The organism is Streptomyces sp. SDr-06 (genome assembly GCF_003324565.1).
Taxonomy (GTDB): Bacteria; Actinomycetota; Actinomycetes; order Streptomycetales; family Streptomycetaceae; genus Streptomyces.
Genome location: NZ_QOLA01000011.1, coordinates 170,485 through 191,499, shown reverse-complemented (window position 1 = coordinate 191,499; position 21,015 = coordinate 170,485). Strand labels below are relative to the sequence as shown.

Here is a 21,015-nt window from a genome sequence, read left to right as displayed (position 1 = left end):
ACTCGGGCGGTCACCACTGGTTGCGACGGCCACTGCCCGTAACCATTTAAAGCATGGCGAAGGGTGGCGCGTACGTGGCGCTTGCCGTCCGGAGTGCAAAAACCCCGCCGCTCGGGGATGAGGCGGGGCCGGTCGGCACCTAAGACGCTCAGGCCGGCCGCAAGGTTCCGAGGCATCCTCAACCGCCCCGGACCACACCGATTACGTACCCAACGCGGTTGAAACGACGCACAGTTGAACGGCCTCAGTCGACCCCAGGGCTGGGCCACCAGGGTCATTTTTTGGCCAAGTTGAACGCCCCACGGACACCAATAGTCCCGCTATGACAATGCTGGACATCCCCTCACTTGTGCGTGTACATGTGGATGCATTGATAGCGGCGCAGAATGACATGGGGGTTTGCGATGCTATTGCGCAGAATCGACCAGTCGGAAAGCCGGCTGCCATGAGCGCCCCTCACCTGCCGAAAGTGGCTGGAATCGATCCAGCCGTTCCGCCCCCCGCGCACACTCATGCGCCTCTGCCCTCACCCGCCGCCCCGACCCCACCCGGCGCGGTGCTCCAGGACCGGCTCGCCGGCTGGGTCTCCGACCTCACCACACTGCACGAACTCACCGAGCGGCTCGCCCGCACGACCATGCTCGACGACGCCCTGCACGAGCTCCTCAGCGCCGGTGCCGCGCTGGTCGGCGCGCGGCGCGGGCTGGTCGTCCTGGAACCCGCCGACGGCCTGGGCCCGGCCGTCACCACCGGCCTCGGGCTCGCCCACGCCGACCTCGGCCACATCGAGACCGTGCCGCGCAGCGCCACCGCGTACGGCCGGATCCTGGACGGACTGCCGGACGCGGCCGGCGGGCCCGACCTCATGGCCGACCCGGACGGCCTCGACCCCCGCCACCGCGAGGTCGCCGCCCGCCTCGGCTACGCCGCCAGCTACGCCCTCCCCCTCACCACCGACGCCGCCCAGCGGCTCGGCGCGGCCGTCTGGCTCTACGACGAGAGCGCGGAACCCGTCGAGCGCCAGCAGCACCTGGCCGGGCTCTACATCCGGTACGCGGCCGAGCACCTGGGCCGCCTCGTCGAACTGGACCGGGCCCGCACCCATGTGGCGACCGTCGCCGAGGAACTGCTGCCCAGCCGGCTGCCCCGGGTCGCCCGCGTCCAGCTGGCCGCGCGCCACCGCACGGGACCGCGCGGCGGCGGCGACTGGTACGACGCGCTTCCGCTGCCCGAGGGGGCGCTCGGCCTCGCGGTCGGCTCCGTCACCGGGTCCGGGCCGAGCGCGGTGGCCGCCATGGGGCGGCTGCGCGCGAGCCTGCGGGCGTACGCCGTCATGGAGGGCGAGGATCCCGTCGCCGTGCTCTCCGACCTCGAACTGCTGCTGCGCCTGACCGAGCCCGCCCGCTCGGCGACCGCGCTCTTCGCCTACTGCGAGCCCGCCCGGCGCAAGATCGTCCTCGCCGGGGCCGGGCACACCCCGCCCTTGATCATCGGGGACCGGCGCACCGAGTTCGTCGAGACCTCGCTCTCGGCGCCGCTCGGCATGCTGGCCTGCTGGGAGGCGCCGAGCGTGGAGCTCTCGCCCGAGCCCGGAGAAACGGTGCTGCTGTACACGGACGGGCTGCTGCACCGCACCGGCGACCCCATGGACCGGGCCTTCGCCCGGCTGCACGCGGCTGCGGCGAGCGTCCCCAAGGCGGTGCGCGACGACCCGGACGCCGTGCTCGACCACGTCCTGCGCACCGTGCTGCCCGACGGTCTCGACGCGGCGGACGGCGCCGAGGACGTCGTGCTGCTCGCGGCCCGCTTCGCCTAGCCGCGGTAAGAGGCACTACGACCCTGGACCCCCTTCCGCACGCCCGTACGATGGTGGGGGTCCCCCGTGGCTTTCCGGCCATGGGGGAGTCCGACGTCGTACTAGTGGAGGCAGACCGTGGCGGACCAGCTCACTCCGGAGACCCCGGAAGAAGCGGACGAGAAGCCGATCCAGCAGCGGAAGAACGGCCTGTACCCGGGCGTGTCCGACGAGCTGGCCGAGAACATGAAGTCCGGCTGGGCCGACACCGAGCTGCACGGCCTGGAGCCGATCGCGCAGGCCGGCCACACCGCCGACCGCCGGGCCGCGCTCTCGAAGCGCTTCCCGGGCGAGCGCCTGGTGATCCCCGCGGGCAACCTGAAGACCCGCTCGAACGACACCGAGTACAGCTTCCGCGCGTCCACCGAGTACGCGTACCTGACCGGTGACCAGACCGAGGACGGCGTGCTCGTCCTGGAGCCCACCGCCGACGGCCACGAGGCGACGATCTACCTGCTGCCGCGCTCGAACCGCGAGAACGGTGAGTTCTGGCTGTCCGGCACGGGCGAGCTGTGGGTCGGCCGCCGCCACTCCCTGGCCGAGGCCGAGCAGCTGCTCGGGCTGCCCGCCAAGGACGTCCGCGAGCTGGCCGCCGCCCTCGCCGAGGCCACCGGCCCGGTCCGCGCCGTCCGCGGGCACGACGCCTCCATCGAGGCCGCCCTCAGCGACAAGGTCACCGCCGAGCGCGACGAAGAGCTGCGCGTGTACCTCTCCGAGGCGCGCCTGGTGAAGGACGCCTTCGAGATCGCGGAGCTGCGGAAGGCGTGCGACTCGACCGCCCGCGGCTTCGAGGACGTCGTCAAGGTGCTCGACAGGGCCGAGGCCACCAGCGAGCGCTACATCGAGGGCACGTTCTTCCTGCGCGCCCGCGTCGAGGGCAACGACATCGGCTACGGCTCGATCTGCGCCGCGGGCCCGCACGCCACCACGCTGCACTGGGTGCGCAACAACGGCGAGGTCCGCTCCGGCGACCTGCTGCTCCTGGACGCCGGCGTGGAGACGAACGAGCTCTACACCGCCGACATCACCCGCACCCTGCCGATCAACGGCACCTTCTCGCCGCTCCAGCGCAAGATCTACGACGCGGTGTACGAGGCCCAGGAGGCCGGCATCGCGGCCGTGAAGCCGGGCGCCGCCTACCGCGACTTCCACGACGCCGCCCAGCGCGTGCTCGCCGAGAAGCTCGTCGAGTGGGGCCTGCTCGGCGACCTCGGCGTGGACAAGGTCCTGGAGCTCGGCCTGCAGCGCCGCTGGACCCTGCACGGCACCGGTCACATGCTGGGCATGGACGTCCACGACTGCGCGGCCGCGCGCACCGAGACGTACGTCGGCGGCGTCCTGGAGCCGGGCATGTGCCTGACGGTCGAGCCGGGTCTGTACTTCCAGGCGGACGACCTCACCGTGCCCGAGGAGTTCCGCGGCATCGGCGTCCGGATCGAGGACGACATCCTGGTCACCGAGGACGGCAACGTGAACCTGTCCGCCGCGCTGCCGCGCCGCGCGGACGAGGTCGAGGCGTGGATGGCGCAGGTCAAGCAGGCCTGACCCAGCCCTGCCCAGCGTCCGGGGACGCGTCGCTCAGGACACCTTGAGCAGCGCGTCCTCGCGCCATTTCAGGATCTTGTCGAAGCTGACCACCGCGCCCCGGCCGGGCCGGTTCCTGAAGTGCACGTGGTCGGCGAGCTGTTCGATCAGGCCCAGGCCCCGGCCGTGCTCGGGCAGGGCGCCGGTCCGGGCCCGCGCCGCGGCGCACCGGCCGCGGCGTGCCGGAAAGCCGGGTCCCGAGTCGGCGACCTCGATGCGGCACTTCTCGCCGTCGAGGTAGGCGGTCACCCGGTAGGCCGCCGACGCGCTGCCCGCCACCTCGTCGCCGCCGTGCTCGACCGCGTTCGCACAGGCTTCGCTGAGCGCGACCGACAGGTCGTAGGAGATGTCCGGGTCGACGCCCGCGGTCTCCATGGTGCCGAGCAGGAGGCGACGCGCGAGCGGCACGCTCGCGGCCTCGCGCCGCAAGTGGAGGGACCACCAGATGCTCATGCTCCAGCCTCCTGGCTGCGGCGTTTGCGGCTCGACCCAGTCCTTCTCCCTACGGGCGCAGTATTGCCGCAAGTTCCCGTCCGTAAGCGCCCTCTTGACGTGATGGCGCCCATTCGGCGGATGTACGCGCCCCTCACGCCGGTGTAACGCACCTCGGAACCTTCCCCTCCGCTTCTCCGGAACCCCCGCCCCGTACCCAAAGGCGACCTTCCGGACCTGCCGTATGGGGCGGGTAAGCGCAGTGCGATGATGGCCCCGCCATGTCTACCCCCCACGCCCCAGCAGGCGCCGGTCTCCGGCTGCTCAGGGCCGCGGTGTTCGCCGCGGTCTGCGTCGTGCTGTCCGCGATGGGGCACGTCATGGCGGCCTGCGCGACCGTCCCCTGGTGGACGCTGCTCGCCGGTTTCCTCGGGGTGTTCGCGGTCGTGGCCCCGCTCGCCGGACGGGAGCGCACGCTGGCGTCCATCGCGGGCGCGCTGGCGGCCGGACAGCTCGGCCTCCACATCCTCTTCGGCATCGGCCAGCACACCGCGGCCGCCTCCGGCGGCGGATCCACCGGGGACCTCCCGCTGATCCGGTTCGCCGCCACGCTGATCTGCGGCCGCGGCGCGGCCCCGCTCACCGCGGCGGACGCCCAACGCATCGTGACCGACGCGGGCATCGACCCGGCCCGGGTCACCGGCTCGGGCCATGTGGCCATGCCCGGGATGCCCGGCATGACCGACATGATGTCCGGCGCGGGCTCGGCGCACTCCACCTCGCTCGCCACCTCCCTGCTGCCGACGCTGCCCATGCTGCTCTGCCACCTGCTGGCCGCCCTGGCCACCGGCTGGCTGCTGCGGCGCGGCGAGATCGCGCTGTTCCGGCTGGTGGAGCTGGCCGCCGAGTCCGTCACCGCGGCCACCGAGGCCACGGCCGTGCGCGCGCTGCGTCGCGCCCTGGCCTTCGCGGCGGCCCTGTGCACCGGGCTCCTGGCGGCGGCCGGACCCGGCCCGCGCGCCCCCCTCGGGGACCGGCGCGCCCCGCTCCCCCTGCCGGGGGCGGCACTTCAGCACTCGGTGATCAGGCGCGGACCGCCCGCGGCGTACGCCCTCGCAGCCTGAACGCGGCCCACTCCCCACACGTACGGCAGGGGTGGTGTCGCGGGTCTCCGCGCACCCGTGGCGCGGTGGACGTCCCCACCTTCCTGCTCACTGGAGTGTCTCTGTCATGAACGCTGCCCGTTCGCGCACCCGTCTCGCCGTGGTCTCCTCGCTGGCCGCGGGGTCCGTCCTGCTGCTCTCGGGAACGGCCTTCGCCCACGTCACCGTGCAGCCCGAGGGCGCGGCCGCCAAGGGCGGTTACGCCGTCGTCGACTTCAAGGTCCCCAACGAGCGCGACAACGCCAAGACGGTGAAGGTCGAGGTAAACTTCCCGGCCGACCACCCGCTGGCCTCCGTCATGCCGCAGCCGGTACCGGGCTGGAACGTCGAGGTCACCAAGTCCAAGCTCGACAAGCCGCTCACCGTGCACGGCAAGCAGATCAACGAGGCCGTCACCAAGGTGACCTGGAGCGGCGGGACGATCGAGCCCGGCCAGTTCCAGAAGTTCCCGCTCTCCGTCGGCTCGCTGCCCACCGACACCGACCAGCTCGTCTTCAAGGCGCTCCAGACGTACGACAACAACGAGGTCGTGCGCTGGATCCAGGAGGCGCCGAAGGGCGCGCCCGAGCCCGCGAACCCGGCGCCCACCCTGCGGCTGACCGCCGCGGCGGGCGGCGGTGACGACGACGCGGCGCCCGCCGCCGCGGGCGCGGCCGACAAGAAGCCCGAGGCCGCCTCCTCGTCGGACACCGACACCACCGCCCGGGTCCTGGGCGCCGTGGGCATCGTGGCCGGCGTCGCCGGAGTGGCCTTCGGGGTGTTCGCCGGACGCCGCCGCTCCGCGTAACCCCTCCCCTGCACCCATTCGACCGGAAAAGACCGGAAAATCACCCCATGCGCACCAAGACCGCGCTGACTGCCGCCGCCCTCGCGGCGGCAGCGGCGCTCACCCTGACCGCGTGCGGAAGCAGCGGTGACAGCGGCTCCAACAGCCCTGTCGCCGATGTCTCCGCCTCGGCGAAGACCCAGGCCGCGACGCTGCTCGACCGGCCGTTCACCAAGCCCGGCCTCGTCCTCACGGACACCAACGGCAAGAAGTTCGACTTCCGCGCCGAGACCAAGGGCAGGCCGACGCTCATCTACTTCGGCTACACCAACTGCCCGGACGTCTGTCCGCTCACCATGGGCAACATCGCCGTCGCCAAGAAGGCGTTGCCCAAGGCCGACCAGGACAAGCTCCAGGTCGTCTTCGTGACCACCGACCCCGAGCGCGACACCCCCGCCTCGCTCGGCAAGTGGCTCAAGGGCCAGGACCCGTCCTTCATCGGCCTGACCGGCGACTTCGCCACCATCCAGGCGGGCGCCCGCCAGCTGGGCATCGGCATCGACCCGGCCACCAAGGACAAGGACGGCAAGGTCGTCTCGATGCACGGCGCCCAGGTCATCGCCTTCTCCCCGAAGACGGACCAGGGCTACGTCCTCTACGGCGAGGACGCGACCGTGGCCGACTACACCAAGGACCTGCCGAAGATCATCAAGGGGGAGAACCCGTGAACCGCCGCACCACCCACGCCGTCCGCACCACCGTCGCCGCGGCCATAGCCCTGTCCGCGGGCCTCGCCCTCGCGGGCTGCTCCGACAGCGCCGACGCCAAGCCGAAGCTCCAGGTGAGCGACGCGTTCATGCCGGTGCCGACCAGTGACATGGCCGGCGGCTTCCTCGTCGTCAAGAACGACAGCAAGACCGCCGACAAGCTCACCAAGGTCACCAGCGACCTGTCGGACAACGTCACGATCCACGAGACGAAGAACCAGAAGATGCAGGAGGTGAAGTCCTTCGACATCCCGGCTGGCGGCGAGCTGAACCTCGAACGCGGCGGCAGCCACATCATGTTCATGGGTCTCAAGAAAAAGCCGAAGCAGGGCGAGAAGGTCAGCGTCGAGCTGCACTTCGAGAAGGCCGACCCGGTCAAGGTCGACCTCCCGGTGAAGGAAGCCACCTACAACCCGAAGCACCACTGAGGTAACCAGAGGGACTTGAGGGACTGACATGACGGCCACCGCCCCACGCCTTCGTACCACCGCGAGCCGGCCCCTGACCCGGCTGCTGCTCGTCACGGTGGCGCTGCTCGGCGCGCTCTTCGCGGGCGCCGTGCCCGCGTCCGCGCACGCCGCACTGACCGGCAGCGACCCGAAGGAGGGGGCGGTGGTCGCGACCGCTCCCGCCCAGGTCGCCCTCACGTTCTCCGAGGGCGTCGCCCTGGACGCCAACTCGATCCGGGTCCTGGACCCGACGGGCAAGCGGTCGGACACCGCCGAACTCGTCAACCTGTGCAGCGGGGACGTCGTCAAGTACGGCGTCCGGCTGCGCACCGGCATCCCCAACGGCACCTACACGGTGGCCTGGCAGGCCATCTCCGCCGACAGCCACCCGGTCTCCGGCGCCTTCACCTTCTCCATCGGCGCCCCCTCCGCGACCACCGCGGTCGTCCCCACCCGGCAGGTGGGCGGCGGCCTGGTCGGCGTCCTCTACGGCATCGCGCGGTACGCGGCGTACGGCGGCTTCGTGCTGCTCACCGGCGGCGCCGCCTTCGTGCTCGCCTGCTGGCGGCGCGGGGCAGGCGTGGGCCCGGTGCAGCGCGTCGTCGTCGGCGGCTGGCTCACGATGACCGCGGCCACCCTCGCGATGCTGCTGCTCCGCACCCCCTACACCGGCTCCGGGAAGCTCTCGGACGCCTTCGACCTGAACGGGCTCCGGGCCGTCCTGGAGACCAAGCCGGGCGCGGCCCTCATCTCCCGGCTGCTGCTGCTCGGCGCCGCCGCCCTGTTCGTGTCGGTCCTGTTCGGCGCGTACGCCAGACGGGACGACGAGAGCGAGAAGGACGAGAAGAAGGACCTCACCTTCGGCCTGGCCATCGGCGGAGCCGTCGTCGCCGCCGGTCTCGCCGCGACCTGGGCACTCGCCGAGCACGCCTCGACGGGTCTCCAGCCCAGCGTCGCCATGCCCGTCGACGTCGTGCACCTGCTGGCCGTGGCGGCCTGGCTCGGCGGACTCGTCACCCTGCTGGTCGCCCTCTACCGCGCCCCGGGCATCGAGCGCGCCGCCGTCCTGCGCTTCTCCCGCATCGCGTTCTGGAGCGTGATCGTTCTCGTCGCGACCGGGCTCTACCAGTCCTGGCGGCAGGTCGGCACCTTCTCGGCGCTGGTCGACACCGCCTATGGGCAGCTCTTGCTGGTGAAGGTCGCCCTGGTCGCCGTGGTCGTGGCGACCGCGTCGGTCTCACGGCGCTGGACCGCGCGCCTGTCGGAGCACACCGCGCCGGAGGCCGAGGCCGCGCTGGTCGTCGAGCAGCGCGCGAGCGAGCCGGAGCCCGTGACCGTCCCCGACGACGGCCAGGACGCCAAGCGGTCGGCTCAACTCGCCCGCCAGCGGGCCGCGATGAGCACCGCCCGCGAGAAGCGGATCCGCGACGCCGACCCCGAGCGGACCGGGCTGCGCCGCACGGTCCTGGCCGAGGCCGGCGTCGCCGTGGTGCTGCTCGCCGTGACGACCGTGCTGACCTCGACCGAGCCCGCCCGCACCCAGGAGGCGGTGGACCGGGCGAAGGCCGGGACCCAGGTCGCCGTCGCGGACCGGCCCGTCGACATCCGGCTGCCGTTCGACACCGGCGGCCCGAACGGCAAGGGCACGGTCAAGCTCACCCTCGACCCGGGCCGGACCGGCTCCAACGACCTCCAGGTCGCGCTGGAGGACCCGGACGGCAAACCCAAGGACGCCCCCGAGGTGAAGGTCGCCTTCACCCTGGCCGCGAAGTCGGTGGGGCCGCTGCCCGTCGTGCCCGACCGCGTCGCCGCCGGACAGTGGAAGGCGAGCGGCGTCCAGATCCCGATGGCGGGCGACTGGCAGATCGCGGTGACCGTACGCACCTCGGAGATCGACGAGACCACCGTGGACAAGAACGTCAAGATGGGCTGAGTAGAACTGACATGAGCGAGACCAAGAACTCCGATCGGGCTCAGGCCACCTCCCCCGAGGCCCCTCTCGACCTCTCCCGGCGCAAGCTGCTCACCACCGTGGGCGGGGTCGGCGTGGCCGGCCTGGCGCTGGGCGCCGCGGGCGGTGCCGGGGCGTACGCGGCCGTCGAATCGCCGGACAGCGCGAGCCCGTTGACGTCGGTCGGTGCCACGGAGGTGATGTTTCACGGGAAACATCAAGCGGGGATCTCCACTCCGGTTCAGGCGACCGGCCATCTGATCGCCTTCGACCTGGCCCCGGGCGCCGGGCGCAAGGAGGCGGCCGCCCTGATGCGGCGCTGGTCGGCGACGGCCAAGGCCCTGATGGCGGGCGAGCCGGCGGGCAGCGGCGACACCGGCGTGGCCCTGGACGCGGGCCCTTCCTCGCTGACCGTCACCTTCGGCTTCGGCCACAGCTTCTTCGACCGTACGCAGCTGACCGACCGGCGTCCCGTCCAGCTGGACCCGCTGCCCGACTTCTCCTCCGACCAGCTCGACCCGAAGCGCTCCAACGGCGACCTGTGGGTGCAGATCGGCGCCGACGACGCACTGGTCGCCTTCCACGCCCTGCGCGCGATCCAGCAGGACGCCGGTGCGGCGGCGAAGGTGCGCTGGCAGATGAACGGCTTCAACCGCACCCCGGGCGCCACCGGGAAGCCGATGACCGCCCGCAACCTCATGGGCCAGATCGACGGCACCGGCAACCCCAAGCCCTCGGACGCCGACTTCGAGCAGCGGATCTTCGTGCCGGACACCGGACAGCCCGCGTGGATGGCGGGCGGCTCGTACGCGGTGGTCCGCCGGATCCGGATGCTGCTGGACACCTGGGAGAAGCTGCCGCTCACCCAGCAGGAACAGGTGATCGGCCGCAAGAAGTCGAACGGCGCCCCTCTTTCGGGGGGTACGGAGACGTCGAAGATGCAGCTCGACAAGTTCGGTCCCGACGGCAAGCTGGTGATCCCGGAGAACGCCCACGCGCGCATCGCCGCGCCGGAGCAGAACGGCGGGGCCGCCATGCTGCGGCGTGCCTTCTCCTACCACGACGGCATCGCCGCGGACGGCACCCCGGACGCGGGCCTGCTCTTCGTCTGCTGGCAGGCCGACCCGGTCAGGGGCTTCGTGCCGGTGCAGCGCAAGCTCGACCGGGGGGACGCGCTGTCGGCGTTCCTACGGCACGAGGCGAGCGGGCTCTTCGCGGTGCCGGGCGGCCCGCGGGCGGGCGAGTACGTGGGCCAGCGGCTCCTGGAGGCCTGACCGGCCGCCCGGCCGGGTCCAAGGCCGGGGCACACCTGGTGGACGGCCGCCGGGAGCGGTGGGTGCCGGTGAGTTCGGGCCATTAGTGTGACGTGCATGTCCGCCACGCGATACACCTATCTGGGTCCCGAGGGCACGTTCACCGAGGCCGCCCTGCGCACCCTCCCCGAGGCCGCGACCCGCGAACTGGTCCCGATGGTCTCCGTGCCGGCCGCCCTGGACGCGGTGCGCTGCGGGGAGGCGGCCGCGGCGCTCGTCCCCATCGAGAACTCGGTGGAGGGCGGCATCACCACCACCCTGGACGAGCTGGTCTCGGGCGAGCCGCTGATGATCTACCGCGAGGTGCTGCTCTCCATCAAGTTCGCGCTGCTGGTGCGGCCGGGGACGACGCTGGCGGACATCAAGACGGTCACGGCGCACCCGGCCGCCCAGCCCCAGGTCCGCAACTGGCTGAAGGCGAACCTGCCCGAGGCCCTGTGGGAGTCGTCGGCCTCCAACGCGGACGGCGCCCGCCTCGTCCAGGAGGGACGCTACGACGCGGCGTTCGCGGGCGAGTTCGCGGCGGCGACGTACGGCCTGGAACCGCTGATCACCGACATCCACGACGCGTTCAACGCGCAGACCCGCTTCGTGCTGGTCGGCCGTCCGGCCCGCCCGGCGGCGCCGACCGGGGCCGACAAGACCTCGGTGGTCCTGTGGCAGCGCGAGGACCACCCGGGCGCCCTGCTCGAACTCCTCCAGGAGTTCTCGGTGCGCGGGGTCAACCTGATGCTGCTCCAGTCCCGGCCCACGGGCCAGGGCATCGGCAACTACTGCTTCGCCATCGACGCCGAGGGCCATGTCTCGGAGCGCCGGGTGGGGGAGGCGCTGATGGGGCTGCGGCGGATCTGCCCCGAGGTGCGCTTCCTCGGCTCCTATCCGCGGGCCGAGGTGACGCTCGACGACGTACGGCCGCTGCGCGCGGGCACCTCGGACGCCGAGTTCGTCGAGGCGGCCGACTGGCTGGCCCGCTGCCAGGACGGGCGCGCGTAAGGCCACACGGCTGCCGTGCGCGGCGCCCGTCCGGGGGCCGGTCGGGCGCTTCCCCCGAGGCTGTCCCCAGCTCCGCGCACGCTGCGGCGGCCGGTCCTACCTGCTGATTTTCGTTGTCCACAAAGTTATCCACAGGCTCTCTTCTCGACCTGTGGGTAAGTCGACAACACAACTGGACACAGTCGACAAATCCCTCTAGTGACGACACATCAGTCCACAGGCCGCCAGGGCATCCTCTGTCACCTCAATTCCATTGATCAACTCTTTAGAGCGAGCAATTCCCACCCGAATGAGTGTGTGGAACGGGTTTGAGAGGGGAAACCTCGGTCCCTCATGCGGCTTTCGGAACGATCCCTTCCGAAGTCCACAGGACAGTCGCACAGCCTGTGGATAAGTCTCCGGGGCTGTGCACTTCTGTGGACAAGTCCTGTGTGCGGCAAGGGAGTCGGTCAACGACCGTCCGGAAAGCGCCTCTTTCCGGGGGATAGCAGCGGTTTTATTGACACCGCGCCCGGGAATTCCGGGGCCAGATTTCCTAATTCGGTCAATTCGGACAAAGCGACACGCGGGTGAGAGGGCCGGGGATATCCGGTGGGGTGCCGGGAGTCCGCACCGGTAGCCTGGAGGGGTGATTGACCTTCGCCTGCTCCGTGAGGACCCCGACCGTGTTCGCGCCTCCCAGCGCGCCCGTGGAGAGGACGTCGCCCTCGTCGACGCCCTGCTCTCCGCCGACGAGCTGCGCAGGTCCTCGGGCCTCCGCTTCGACGAGCTGCGCTCCGAGCAGAAGGCGCTCGGCAAGCTCATCCCCAAGGCCACGCCCGAGGAGCGCGCCGAGCTCCTGAAGAAGGCCGAGCAGCTCAAGACCGACGTCAAGGCCGCCGAGGCCGCGCAGAACGACGCCGACGAGCAGGCCAAGCAGCTGCTCCTCCAGCTCGGCAACATCGTCCACACGGACGTGCCGGTCGGCGGCGAGGAGGACTTCGTCGTCCTGGAGACGCACGGCACCATCCGCGACTTCGGCGCCGAGGGCTTCGAGCCCAAGGACCACCTGGAGCTCGGCGAGGCGCTGGGCGCCATCGACGTCGAGCGCGGCGCCAAGGTGTCGGGCTCGCGCTTCTACTACCTGACCGGCGTCGGCGCGCTCCTGGAGCTGGCCCTGGTCAACGCGGCGATCGCGCAGGCCACGGAGGCAGGGTTCATCCCGATGCTGACGCCGGCCCTGGTCCGCCCGCGCGCCATGGAGGGCACCGGCTTCCTGGGCCAGGCCGCCGAGAACGTGTACCACCTGGAGAAGGACGACTACTACCTGGTCGGCACCTCCGAGGTCCCGCTCGCGGCGTACCACATGGACGAGATCATCGACGCGGACAGGCTGCCGCTGCGCTACGCCGGCTTCTCGCCGTGCTTCCGCCGCGAGGCCGGCACGTACGGCAAGGACACCCGTGGGATCTTCCGGGTCCACCAGTTCGACAAGGTCGAGATGTTCTCCTACGTCCATCCGGACGACGCGGAGAACGAGCACAAGCGCCTCCTGGACTGGGAGAAGCAGTGGCTGACCGCGCTTGAGCTGCCCTTCCAGGTGATCGACGTCGCCACCGGCGACCTCGGCGCCTCGGCCTCGCGCAAGTTCGACTGCGAGGCGTGGATCCCCACCCAGGGCAAGTACCGCGAGCTGACCTCGGCCTCCAACTGCGACGGCTTCCAGGCCCGCCGCCTGTCGGTCCGCATGCGCGACACCAGCGACGGCAAGAGCAAGGTCGCCCCCCTGGCCACGCTGAACGGCACGCTGTGCGCGGTCCCGCGCACCATCGTGGCGATCCTGGAGAACCACCAGCAGGCCGACGGCTCGGTGCGGGTCCCCGCCGTGCTCCGTCCGTACCTGGGCGGCCGCGAGGTCCTGGAGCCGATCTCCAAGTGAGCACCGCCGTGGAGCGCCCGTTCCCGTACAAGCTGATCGCGACCGACCTGGACGGGACGCTGCTGCGCTCCGACGAGTCGGTCTCGCAGCGCACCCGTGACGCGGTGGCGGCCGCCACCGCGGCGGGCGCCGCGCACATCGTGGTGACCGGCCGCGCGGTGCCCTGGACCCGGCACATCCTCGACGACCTCGGCTATGAGGGGCTCGCGGTGTGCGGCCAGGGCGCGCAGGTCTACCACGCCGGCGAGCACCGGCTGCTGACGTCGGTGACCCTGGACCGCCAGCTCGCGGGCCTCGCGCTGTCCAAGGTGGAGGCGGAGATCGGCCCGCTGGCGCTCGCCGCGAGCCGCGACGGCATCGACGGCGAGGTCCTGGTCGGCCCCGGCTACCAGGTGCAGGAGGGTCCGCTTCCGGTCCGCTTCTTCGAGGACCCCGCCGAGCTGTGGTCGGCCCCGCTCAACAAGGTCTACCTCCAGCATCCCGAGTACGACGACGACGCGCTCGCGGCGATCACGCGGCAGGTGGTCGGCAGCCTGGTCGACGTGGTCATGGCGGGCGCGGGCGTCGTGGAGCTGCTGCCGCTCGGCCTGAGCAAGGCGACCGGCCTCTCGCTGGCCGCGCGCCGGCTCGGCTGCAAGGCGGCGGACACGATCGCGTTCGGTGACATGCCCAACGACATCCCGATGTTCGGCTGGGCCGAGCACGGCGTGGCGATGGCCAACGCCCACGACGAGCTGAAGGCCGTGGCCCACGAGATCACGGCGTCGAACGAGGACGACGGCATCGCCGTGGTCCTGGAAGAGCTGCTTCAGGGGCGGTAGGCACCCGAGCCGGCCTCGCGGTCGGCCCGCGGACGCCGACCGGAGGATGCGCGGAAGGGGCGCCCGCTCCCGGCAGGCGCCCCTCACCCATGTCGCAGGGGCGGCCTCGCGCGTGATGCGCGCTCGAAGCGGCCGCCCCGGGCAGCCGTCCGCGGGCGGCCCGTCGGAGTCGTCGGTGCTACTCCGATGCCTGCCCCGCGCCGCCCCGCCAGGAGCACGTCGCACCTGCCCGTACGGTCCTTCTCGGACGCGTCCGCGCGGTCGTCGTCGTGCTCTTCCCCCGTCCGGCGGGCTCGCGTGTTCCGCGTCCGGCTGCGTCAACCACTGTGCCGGGCACGGTCGTTGGGCGCCACTGGTTTTCGGGTGGGCACGCCCCGGGTCAGCGGCCAGCAGGCGAAGCCGATGCACAGCGCGGTCACATGGCCGAGGTCGGTGAACGTGCCACCGGTGGCGAGCGGGATGCCGAAGAACGCGGCCACCCCCGCGAGGTACAGCCAGCGCCAGGGGTGGGGCAGCCGGTAGACGAGGATGCCCAGCGCCGCGGCCAGCCCATAGCTGACCCCGATGTCCACGACGTGCGACATGGCGTGCGCGAGACGCTTGGGCAGGTGCTGGTTCTGGATCGACCACAGGACGTACTCCTGGCTGATCAGGGTCGCCACGACATGGCCGACCACGACCGTGCACAGCCAGCGCAGCGTGCCGAGCCAGCGCTCCACCGTGGCGTGCACGACCTCGAAGAGCACCAGGTACAGCAGGAGCGAGGACGGGTTCTCGATCCAGAAGGCACTGGTGAAGAGGGACTGCACGGGGTGTTTGGTCAGCTCGTGGATGTTGCTGCTGTTGCGGTGCAGCAGGAAGCGCTCCAGGCCCTGGGTGGAGAGCTGGATGACGAGGCTGGTGATGGCGATGGTCAACAGCCAGATGTGCGTCCCGGGCGCCGAGCGCACCCAGGAGCGCACCGGCCGCGCGTGCTCGGTGCCACGGGGGAGCAGGGTCGTCATCCCTAGATGATGTCGCGAAACCCTGTGGAGCGAAGCAAAGGCGCGGCAGTTGTAGGATGACTGGGCAACCGGGTGAATGGAGTGAGCGGCGTGGCGCTGCGGACGGCGGGACGGCAGTCCCTGGTGGACACCGTGGTCGATCAGCTGAAAGCCCAGCTGACCAATGGCGAGTGGGCGGTCGACGACCGCATCCCGACCGAGCACGAGCTGGCCGAGCAGCTGGCCGTCGGACGCAACACGGTCCGCGAGGCCGTGCGGGTGCTGGTCCATGCCGGGCTGCTCGAATCACGCCAGGGCAACGGCACCTTCGTACGCTCCACCGCCGATCCCTCCGCCGTCCTCCAGGGCATTCGCGCCGCCGACGCCCTCGACGTGCTCGAACTCCGCGTCGCTCTGGAGGCCGAGGCCGCCCGGCTCGCCGCCGAACGCCGGGACACCGCCGACATGGTGGCGCTGCGGGGCGCCCTGCAGACCCTGCGCGAGCACGGCGACCGCGCCGCCGACGCCGACATGGCCTTCCACCTGGGCGTCGTGCAGGCCACGCACAACCCGGCGTTCATCGAGGTCTACCGGTTCTTCTCGGTCCAGGTGCACGAGAGCCTGATCACCTCGCTGCGCGACGAGGAGATGCCCGCGATCGACCTGGACACGCACGAGGCCCTGGTCGACGCGATCGAGAGCGGCGACCCCAGGGCCGCGGAGCACGCCGTGCGCGAACTGCTGCGCAAGCCGCTGGAGGCGGTCCGGGCGGTGGCGGCCCGCCGGAGCGGCTGACACCAAGGCCCGGGCCCCGCACACAATCCCCCATCTGAAATCTGACAGCTGAACTCCCAAATCTGAACGCCGAGCACTGACCGCCGACTTCTGAGCTCAGCGATCCGACCTCAGCGATCCGACCTCTGCAATCCGCCCCCCGGCCGCTGCCCTCCGGCTGTCACCGGCCAGGGCTCCAAGGCCCAAGGGCCGTCCACGAAAGGTGCCTTGTCTTGTCACGCCCGGATGCTGATCGCCTGCTGTTGCCCGATGCCGAGGCCGATGTACGGCCCTCGCCACAGGGCGCCGCCGCGCGGCGGGCGCTGCTGGCGCATCCGGTGGTGCTGCTGGTCGGGATCGTGCTGGCGTCGGTGAACATGCGGGCGGCGCTGGCCAGCGTGTCGCCGCTGGTGAGCGAGATCAGCCAGTCGTTCGGCCTGTCGTCGACGGCGAGCAGCCTGGTGACCTCCGTACCGGTGCTGTTCCTGGGGCTCGGCGCCCTGGTGGCGCCGTGGCTGGCCCGCCGCTTCGGGAGCGAGCCGGTGCTGCTGTTCGCGCTGCTGCTCCTGGCCGTCGGCATCCTGGTGCGGGTGGCCCCCTCCGCGGTGGCGCTGTACGGCGGAGGCGTACTCGTCGGCACCGCGATAGCCCTGCTCAACGTGCTGATGCCCGGCCTGATCAAGCGTGACTTCCCGGACAGGGCGGCGTCGATGACGTCGGTCTACACCGGCGCGATGATCGCGGGCGCGACGGTCGTGGCGGCGTCCTCGGTCCCGCTGGAGAAGGCGTTCGGCGGCAGCTGGGAGGCCTCGCTGGCGGTGTGGTCGCTGCTCGCGGTCCTCGCGGCGGTGGCCTGGCTGCCGCAGGTGCTGATCGCGCGCGGTCGTACGGGCCACGAGGTCCGGGTGGCGGCCCCTGCCTTGTCCGGCGCGGGCAGGAGCGTGTGGCGCTCGGCCCTGGCCTGGCAGGTCACGCTCTTCATGGGACTGCAGTCGCTCTGGTCGTACGTGCTGATCGCCTGGATGCCGACGATCTTCACGGACCACGGGATGAGCCGGTCCACGGCGGGCGTGATCTTCGCGTTCAACAACCTGATCCAGGTGGCGGGCGCCTTCGGGGTCCCGCTCCTGGCCGGCCGCATGCGTAGCCAGCGCCCGCTGATCGTCCTGGTCACCTCGCTGGTCGCGGCCGGCTACGCGGGCCTGATGGTCGCCCCGGTGAGCGGCGCCTGGCTGTGGTCGGGCGTCCTGGGCATCGGGCAGGGCGGGGCGGTGGGGCTGGCCCTCACGCTGATCGTGCTGCGCTCGGGCGACGCGCGGACGGCGGCCCGGCTGTCCGGCATGGCCCAGACGGTCGGCTATCTGCTGGCGGCCGTCGGCCCCATCACGGCGGGCGCGGTGCACCAGGCGACGGGCGGCTGGACCGTGCCGATCGGGCTGGTCCTCTGTGTGTGCGCGGCGGCCCTGACGGTGGGCCTCTTCGCGGCCCGGGACCGGACGGTCTAGCCGGGGCCGCACAGCGGACCGGCAACACAACGCCCCCGTCTCGGCGGCGACGGCCGCCGGCTCGACGCCGTGGTCAAAGCGGCGGGGCCCGGCGGCCACGGAGTGGCGCCGGGCCCCGTCCCTGTCCGGGAAACCCCCGTCACTCCTCCCCGGCCAGCTTCAGGGTGCGCAGCTTCTGGCCCGCGTACCAGGTGGCCACGGCGGTCACGCCCACCAGCAGGGTCACCGCGAGCGGCAGGCCCACGTCGGAGGAGATCACGCCGTTCTCGCCGATCTTCTGGGCGAGGGCGAGCGACCACTGCTGCACGCTCAGGGTGCGCGCGCCGGGCACCAGGTTGCCGAACAGCGACTCCCACACCAGCGCGTACACCAGGCCGAAGACCACGGCGTGCCGGGTGACGGTGCCGAGCAGCAGGAACACCGCGGCGTACGCGATGGAGGCGACCAGCGCCGCCACGGTGTAGGCGATCGCGATCTGCTGGCCGTTGCCGTTCAGGATGAATCCGGCGATCAGCGTCGGGATCGCGGAGAACGCCATCGTGACGGCGATCGCGACGATCAGCTTGGTGACGATGATCGTGGAGCGCTTCACCGGCTTGGCCAGCAGATAGACGATGGAACCGTCGTCGATCTCCGGGCCGATCGCTCCGGTGCCCGCGATGACACCGATCAGCGGCACCATCGTGGCCAGCGCGAAGCTGCCCAGGAGATCGGCGGTGACCTGGTCGTCGGCGCCGCTGAAGGACCGTACGGCCGCCGAGATCACGATCAGCAGGGCGGGCAGGACGAAGAGGATGGCGGCCCGGCGGCGGCCGAGCAGGGCCCGGTAGGTGAGCCGGGCGACGGTCGGGTTGTACATGGGAACGTCACCGCTCCTTTCTGGAGGCGCTCAGGCCGCTACGAGGTAGGAGAAGACGGATTCGAGGGACTCGTCGGACGGCGAGACCGTGAGCAGCCGGATGCCGTGGGCCTTGGCGACCTGCGGAAGCAGCGTGGTGAACCGGCCGAAGTCGACGGCTTGGATGCGCAGCGCGCCCTCCTTGAGGTCCACCTCGATCCCGGCGGTCGACGGGTCGGCGATCAGCGCCGCGGCCAGTGCGCGGTCGTCGCTGGAGCGGATCAGATAGCGGTGCGGCCGGTCCGTCATGAGGCGGCGGATCTTGCGGAAGTCGCCGCTGGCCGCGTGCCGTCCCGCGACGATGACCTCGATGTGCGAGGCGAGCTGCTCGACCTCTTCGAGGATGTGGGAGGAGAACAGGACCGTGCGCCCCTCGGCCCCCATCCGACGCAGCAGCTCCATGAGTTGCATGCGCTGGCGCGGGTCCATGCCGTTGAACGGCTCGTCCAGCAGCAGCACCGACGGGTTGTGGACGAGGGCGGAGGCCATCTTCACGCGCTGGCGCATGCCCTTGCTGTACGTCTGGATCTTGCGGTCCTGCGCGTACTCCATCTCGACGGTGGCCAGCGCCTGTTGGGCCTCCTTCGCGCCGAGGCCGTGCAACTCGGCGTTGGCGACGACGAATTCGCGGCCCGTCAGGAAGTCGTACATGGCCTCCCGCTCGGGGACGATGCCGATCTTCCGGTAGACGGACTCGTTGCGCCAGATCTGCTCGCCGTCGAGCGTGACCGTTCCCGTGGACGGGGCGAGGAAACCGCCCATCATGTTGATGAGCGTGGACTTTCCGGCACCGTTGGGGCCGAGCAGCCCGGTCACGCCGGGGCCGATCGTCATGGTGACGTCGTTGACCGCCACCACGTTGCCGAACCAGCGCGAGGTGTGGTCGATGTCGAGGGTGGTCACAGCCCGACCTTCCGGTAGCGGCGCATCAGCACGGCGTACGAGCCGTAGATCAGCGCGAGGACGACGAGCAGGTAGACCGCTCCGGTGCCCGATCCCGGGCCGTGGCCGCCGGGGAAGTTGGTGTTCGCCCCGAGGAACGCGGTCTGCACGCCGTCGATGAGCGTGATGGGCGAGAAGAGGCCGAGCCACTGGACCGCTCCGGGGGAGCCCTGGTTGAAGGCGATGGCCTGGACCGCGGAGACGGCCCCGTAGGAGACGGTCAGTACGGCGATGATGGCGGCCACGCCGAAGCCGCGGCGCGGCGTCAGGGCCGCGATGACCAGGCCGAGGCCCGCGAAGAGGAGCGAGAGCAGTGCCACCGAGACCAGCCCCTGGGCGAACCCCTTGGTCTGGTCCGCGAAGTCGAGTTTGGCGAGCAGAGCGCCGACGTACAGGATCACCAGTGGCGCGCCCGTGATGATGAACAGGGCCGACGCCATGGCGGCGAACTTGGCCAGGACGTAGTCGAGGCGCTCGATCGGCCGCGAGAAGTACAGCGGCACCGTCTTGAACCGCAGGTCGCGCGAGACGGTCTGCGGCGCCTGGGCCGCGATGAAAAGCCCGATGACGGCCTGAAGGAAGATCGCGTACCGCGTGTACTGCACCGGCAGGTCGTTGGCCTTGGTGGCGACGGCGACCGCGACCATGATGGCCGCGGGCACGCACATCACCGCGAACAGCAGCATCGGCAGGACCTTGGACTTGGCGCTGCGGCCCAGGCCGTACGCGCCGCGCAGGGACTGCGAGAAGAGCGAGCGGCGGGCGTAGGCCCGGCCCAGGCGCGGCCCGTCGTAGTTGCGGTAGCCGATGTTGTGGATCTGGGTCTGGACGCTGTCAGTTGCCATCGCGACCGGCTCCCTTCTGCTCGGCGCCGGCCGCGGTGGCTGCCCACGCGGCGGCGCGTTCGGAGACCGGCTCCCGCGCCGGGGTCTGGAACACCTCGGCGATGTGGTGACGGCGCTGTTCCATCCGGACGAGGCCGAGGCCGAGGTCTGCGACGGTGTCGCGGACGGTGTCGTAGGTCTCCTCGCCGGTGGCCTCGACGAGCAGGATGTGACCGGCGCCCGGCAGCCCGTCCTCCACCCCCGCCTGCAGGGTGATCCCGGCAGCGGTGAGCGCCTTGCGCACCGCCTCGGTGCCGTCGGGGTGGGTGTCGGAGTCGGTGACCTCGACCGCGAGGGTGGTGGTGGTCTGGGTGAAGTCGCTGGTGGAGCTGGAGCGCAGCAGCTTGCCGCCGTCGACGACCACCACGTGGTCGCAGGTGCGCTCCAGCTCGCCCAGGAGGTGCGAGGTGACCAGGACCGAGATGCCGAAGTCTGTGTGGATGCGGCGGATCAGGCCGAGCATCTCGTCGCGGCCGACCGGGTCGAGGCCGTTGGTCGGCTCGTCGAGGAGGACCAGCTGCGGGTCGTGGACGAGCGCCTGGGCGAGCTTGACCCGCTGCTTCATACCGGTCGAGTAGCCGCCGATGGGCCGGTAGCGCTCCTCGTAGAGCCCCACGTGGCGCAGCGTGTCGGCGGTCCGCTCACGGGCCGCGGTGGCCGGGAGGCCCGACATCCGCGCCATGTGCACGACGAACTCGGTGGCCGAGACGTCGGGTGGCAGGCAGTCGTGCTCCGGCATGTAGCCCACCCGCTCGCGGATGGCGCTGCCACTGGTGGCAACGTCCAGGCCGAGCACGGCGGCGGTGCCCTCCGTGGCGGGCGAGAGACCAAGAAGGATCTTGATCAACGTGGACTTGCCGGCTCCGTTGGCGCCCACCAGCCCGGTCACACCGGGGCCGATGTCCAACGAGAGCCGGTCAAGCGCGGTCACCCGGGGGAACCGCTTGCTCAGGCTTTCGGTCGCGATCACAGTCACGTCATCGACGGTAGTGGCGCAGGCCACACGAATCGTCAGCC

19 protein-coding genes are annotated in these 21,015 nt (G+C 71.3%); 13 read left to right on the top strand and 6 right to left on the bottom strand.

The window, feature by feature from the left end; all coding sequences use genetic code 11:
• The first annotated feature begins 328 nt into the window (after positions 1-328).
• Together DT019_RS22765 and DT019_RS22760 are read left to right on the top strand one after the other, a co-directional pair.
• Entirely contained in the window at positions 329-1,816 is a 1,488-nt protein-coding gene (locus tag DT019_RS22765) for a PP2C family protein-serine/threonine phosphatase (RefSeq protein WP_114038730.1), read from the top strand.
• A gap of 117 nt (positions 1,817-1,933) precedes the next feature.
• Entirely contained in the window at positions 1,934-3,400 is a 1,467-nt protein-coding gene (locus DT019_RS22760; RefSeq protein ID WP_114038729.1) for an aminopeptidase P family protein, read from the top strand.
• Positions 3,401-3,433: 33 nt separating this feature from the next.
• On the opposite strand, the gene DT019_RS22755 is transcribed toward DT019_RS22760, so the two are convergent.
• A complete protein-coding gene (locus DT019_RS22755) occupies positions 3,434-3,892 on the bottom strand; it encodes an ATP-binding protein (RefSeq protein WP_114038728.1) in 459 nt (152 codons plus the stop codon).
• A gap of 260 nt (positions 3,893-4,152) precedes the next feature.
• Between DT019_RS22755 and DT019_RS22750 the strand changes: the two genes are divergently transcribed.
• From DT019_RS22750 to DT019_RS22710, 9 genes are all read left to right on the top strand, one after another.
• A complete protein-coding gene (locus tag DT019_RS22750) occupies positions 4,153-4,995 on the top strand; it encodes a hypothetical protein (protein ID WP_114038727.1) in 843 nt (280 codons plus the stop codon).
• A 106-nt stretch (positions 4,996-5,101) separates the two neighbouring features.
• Complete coding sequence (locus DT019_RS22745; protein WP_114038726.1) at positions 5,102-5,821, top strand: YcnI family protein; 720 nt, start codon at positions 5,102-5,104, stop codon at positions 5,819-5,821.
• Positions 5,822-5,868: 47 nt separating this feature from the next.
• Positions 5,869-6,528, top strand: coding sequence for an SCO family protein (locus DT019_RS22740; RefSeq protein WP_114038725.1), 660 nt, complete (start codon positions 5,869-5,871; stop codon positions 6,526-6,528).
• Complete coding sequence (locus DT019_RS22735; protein WP_114038724.1) at positions 6,525-6,995, top strand: copper chaperone PCu(A)C; 471 nt, start codon at positions 6,525-6,527, stop codon at positions 6,993-6,995. The genes DT019_RS22740 and DT019_RS22735 overlap by 4 nt, the downstream gene beginning before the upstream one ends.
• A gap of 28 nt (positions 6,996-7,023) precedes the next feature.
• Positions 7,024-8,949 (top strand): copper resistance CopC/CopD family protein, encoded by a 1,926-nt coding sequence (locus DT019_RS22730; protein WP_114038723.1) that lies wholly within the window; start codon positions 7,024-7,026, stop codon positions 8,947-8,949.
• Between the two features lie 11 nt (positions 8,950-8,960).
• Positions 8,961-10,241 carry an iron uptake transporter deferrochelatase/peroxidase subunit gene (gene efeB / locus DT019_RS22725; RefSeq protein WP_114038722.1) on the top strand — a complete coding sequence of 427 codons (1,281 nt, stop codon included), beginning with the start codon at positions 8,961-8,963 and terminating at the stop codon, positions 10,239-10,241.
• A gap of 96 nt (positions 10,242-10,337) precedes the next feature.
• Complete coding sequence (pheA, locus tag DT019_RS22720) at positions 10,338-11,273, top strand: prephenate dehydratase (protein ID WP_114038721.1); 936 nt, start codon at positions 10,338-10,340, stop codon at positions 11,271-11,273.
• A gap of 628 nt (positions 11,274-11,901) precedes the next feature.
• On the top strand, positions 11,902-13,191 hold the full coding sequence (gene serS / locus DT019_RS22715; protein WP_114038720.1) for a serine--tRNA ligase: 1,290 nt from the start codon (positions 11,902-11,904) through the stop codon (positions 13,189-13,191).
• Positions 13,188-14,012, top strand: a complete 825-nt coding sequence (locus tag DT019_RS22710; RefSeq protein ID WP_189389832.1) for an HAD family hydrolase — start codon at positions 13,188-13,190, stop codon at positions 14,010-14,012. Before serS ends, DT019_RS22710 begins: the two co-directional genes overlap by 4 nt.
• Positions 14,013-14,329: 317 nt before the next feature.
• On the opposite strand, the gene DT019_RS22705 is transcribed toward DT019_RS22710, so the two are convergent.
• Entirely contained in the window at positions 14,330-15,016 is a 687-nt protein-coding gene (locus DT019_RS22705; protein WP_114038719.1) for a rhomboid-like protein, read from the bottom strand.
• Between the two features lie 90 nt (positions 15,017-15,106).
• Here DT019_RS22705 and DT019_RS22700 point away from each other — a divergent pair, with 90 nt between their 5' ends.
• Both DT019_RS22700 and DT019_RS22695 read left to right on the top strand, forming a co-directional pair.
• Positions 15,107-15,790 (top strand): FadR/GntR family transcriptional regulator, encoded by a 684-nt coding sequence (locus DT019_RS22700; RefSeq protein ID WP_114038718.1) that lies wholly within the window; start codon positions 15,107-15,109, stop codon positions 15,788-15,790.
• 212 nt (positions 15,791-16,002) lie between these two features.
• A complete protein-coding gene (locus tag DT019_RS22695) occupies positions 16,003-17,274 on the top strand; it encodes a CynX/NimT family MFS transporter (protein ID WP_114038717.1) in 1,272 nt (423 codons plus the stop codon).
• A gap of 139 nt (positions 17,275-17,413) precedes the next feature.
• Here the strand turns inward: DT019_RS22695 and DT019_RS22690 are convergent, their stop codons facing one another.
• From DT019_RS22690 to DT019_RS22675, 4 genes are read right to left on the bottom strand one after another with little or no spacing between them, the layout of a single operon-like run.
• Entirely contained in the window at positions 17,414-18,133 is a 720-nt protein-coding gene (locus DT019_RS22690) for an ABC transporter permease (RefSeq protein WP_114038716.1), read from the bottom strand.
• Between the two features lie 30 nt (positions 18,134-18,163).
• The gene (locus DT019_RS22685) at positions 18,164-19,075 is read right to left on the bottom strand and encodes an ABC transporter ATP-binding protein (RefSeq protein WP_114038715.1); all 912 of its coding nucleotides are present in this window, start codon (positions 19,073-19,075) and stop codon (positions 18,164-18,166) included.
• Complete coding sequence (locus DT019_RS22680; protein WP_114038714.1) at positions 19,072-19,959, bottom strand: ABC transporter permease subunit; 888 nt, start codon at positions 19,957-19,959, stop codon at positions 19,072-19,074. The genes DT019_RS22685 and DT019_RS22680 overlap by 4 nt, the downstream gene beginning before the upstream one ends.
• Positions 19,949-20,968 carry an ABC transporter ATP-binding protein gene (locus tag DT019_RS22675; RefSeq protein WP_114038713.1) on the bottom strand — a complete coding sequence of 340 codons (1,020 nt, stop codon included), beginning with the start codon at positions 20,966-20,968 and terminating at the stop codon, positions 19,949-19,951. The genes DT019_RS22680 and DT019_RS22675 overlap by 11 nt, the downstream gene beginning before the upstream one ends.
• Positions 20,969-21,015: the final 47 nt, after the last annotated feature.

Bases quoted from the DNA above. Each gene is read 5' to 3' on its own strand.
- DT019_RS22765 (WP_114038730.1), top strand. From the start codon at position 329: ATGCTGGACATCCCCTCACTTGTGCGTGTACATGTGGATGCATTGATA.
- DT019_RS22755 (WP_114038728.1), bottom strand. From the start codon at position 3,892: ATGAGCATCTGGTGGTCCCTCCACTTGCGGCGCGAGGCCGCGAGCGTG.
- DT019_RS22750 (WP_114038727.1), top strand. From the start codon at position 4,153: ATGTCTACCCCCCACGCCCCAGCAGGCGCCGGTCTCCGGCTGCTCAGG.
- DT019_RS22745 (WP_114038726.1), top strand. From the start codon at position 5,102: ATGAACGCTGCCCGTTCGCGCACCCGTCTCGCCGTGGTCTCCTCGCTG.
- DT019_RS22740 (WP_114038725.1), top strand. From the start codon at position 5,869: ATGCGCACCAAGACCGCGCTGACTGCCGCCGCCCTCGCGGCGGCAGCG.
- DT019_RS22730 (WP_114038723.1), top strand. From the start codon at position 7,024: ATGACGGCCACCGCCCCACGCCTTCGTACCACCGCGAGCCGGCCCCTG.
- efeB (WP_114038722.1), top strand. From the start codon at position 8,961: ATGAGCGAGACCAAGAACTCCGATCGGGCTCAGGCCACCTCCCCCGAG.
- pheA (WP_114038721.1), top strand. From the start codon at position 10,338: ATGTCCGCCACGCGATACACCTATCTGGGTCCCGAGGGCACGTTCACC.
- DT019_RS22705 (WP_114038719.1), bottom strand. From the start codon at position 15,016: ATGACGACCCTGCTCCCCCGTGGCACCGAGCACGCGCGGCCGGTGCGC.
- DT019_RS22690 (WP_114038716.1), bottom strand. From the start codon at position 18,133: ATGTACAACCCGACCGTCGCCCGGCTCACCTACCGGGCCCTGCTCGGC.
- DT019_RS22680 (WP_114038714.1), bottom strand. From the start codon at position 19,959: ATGGCAACTGACAGCGTCCAGACCCAGATCCACAACATCGGCTACCGC.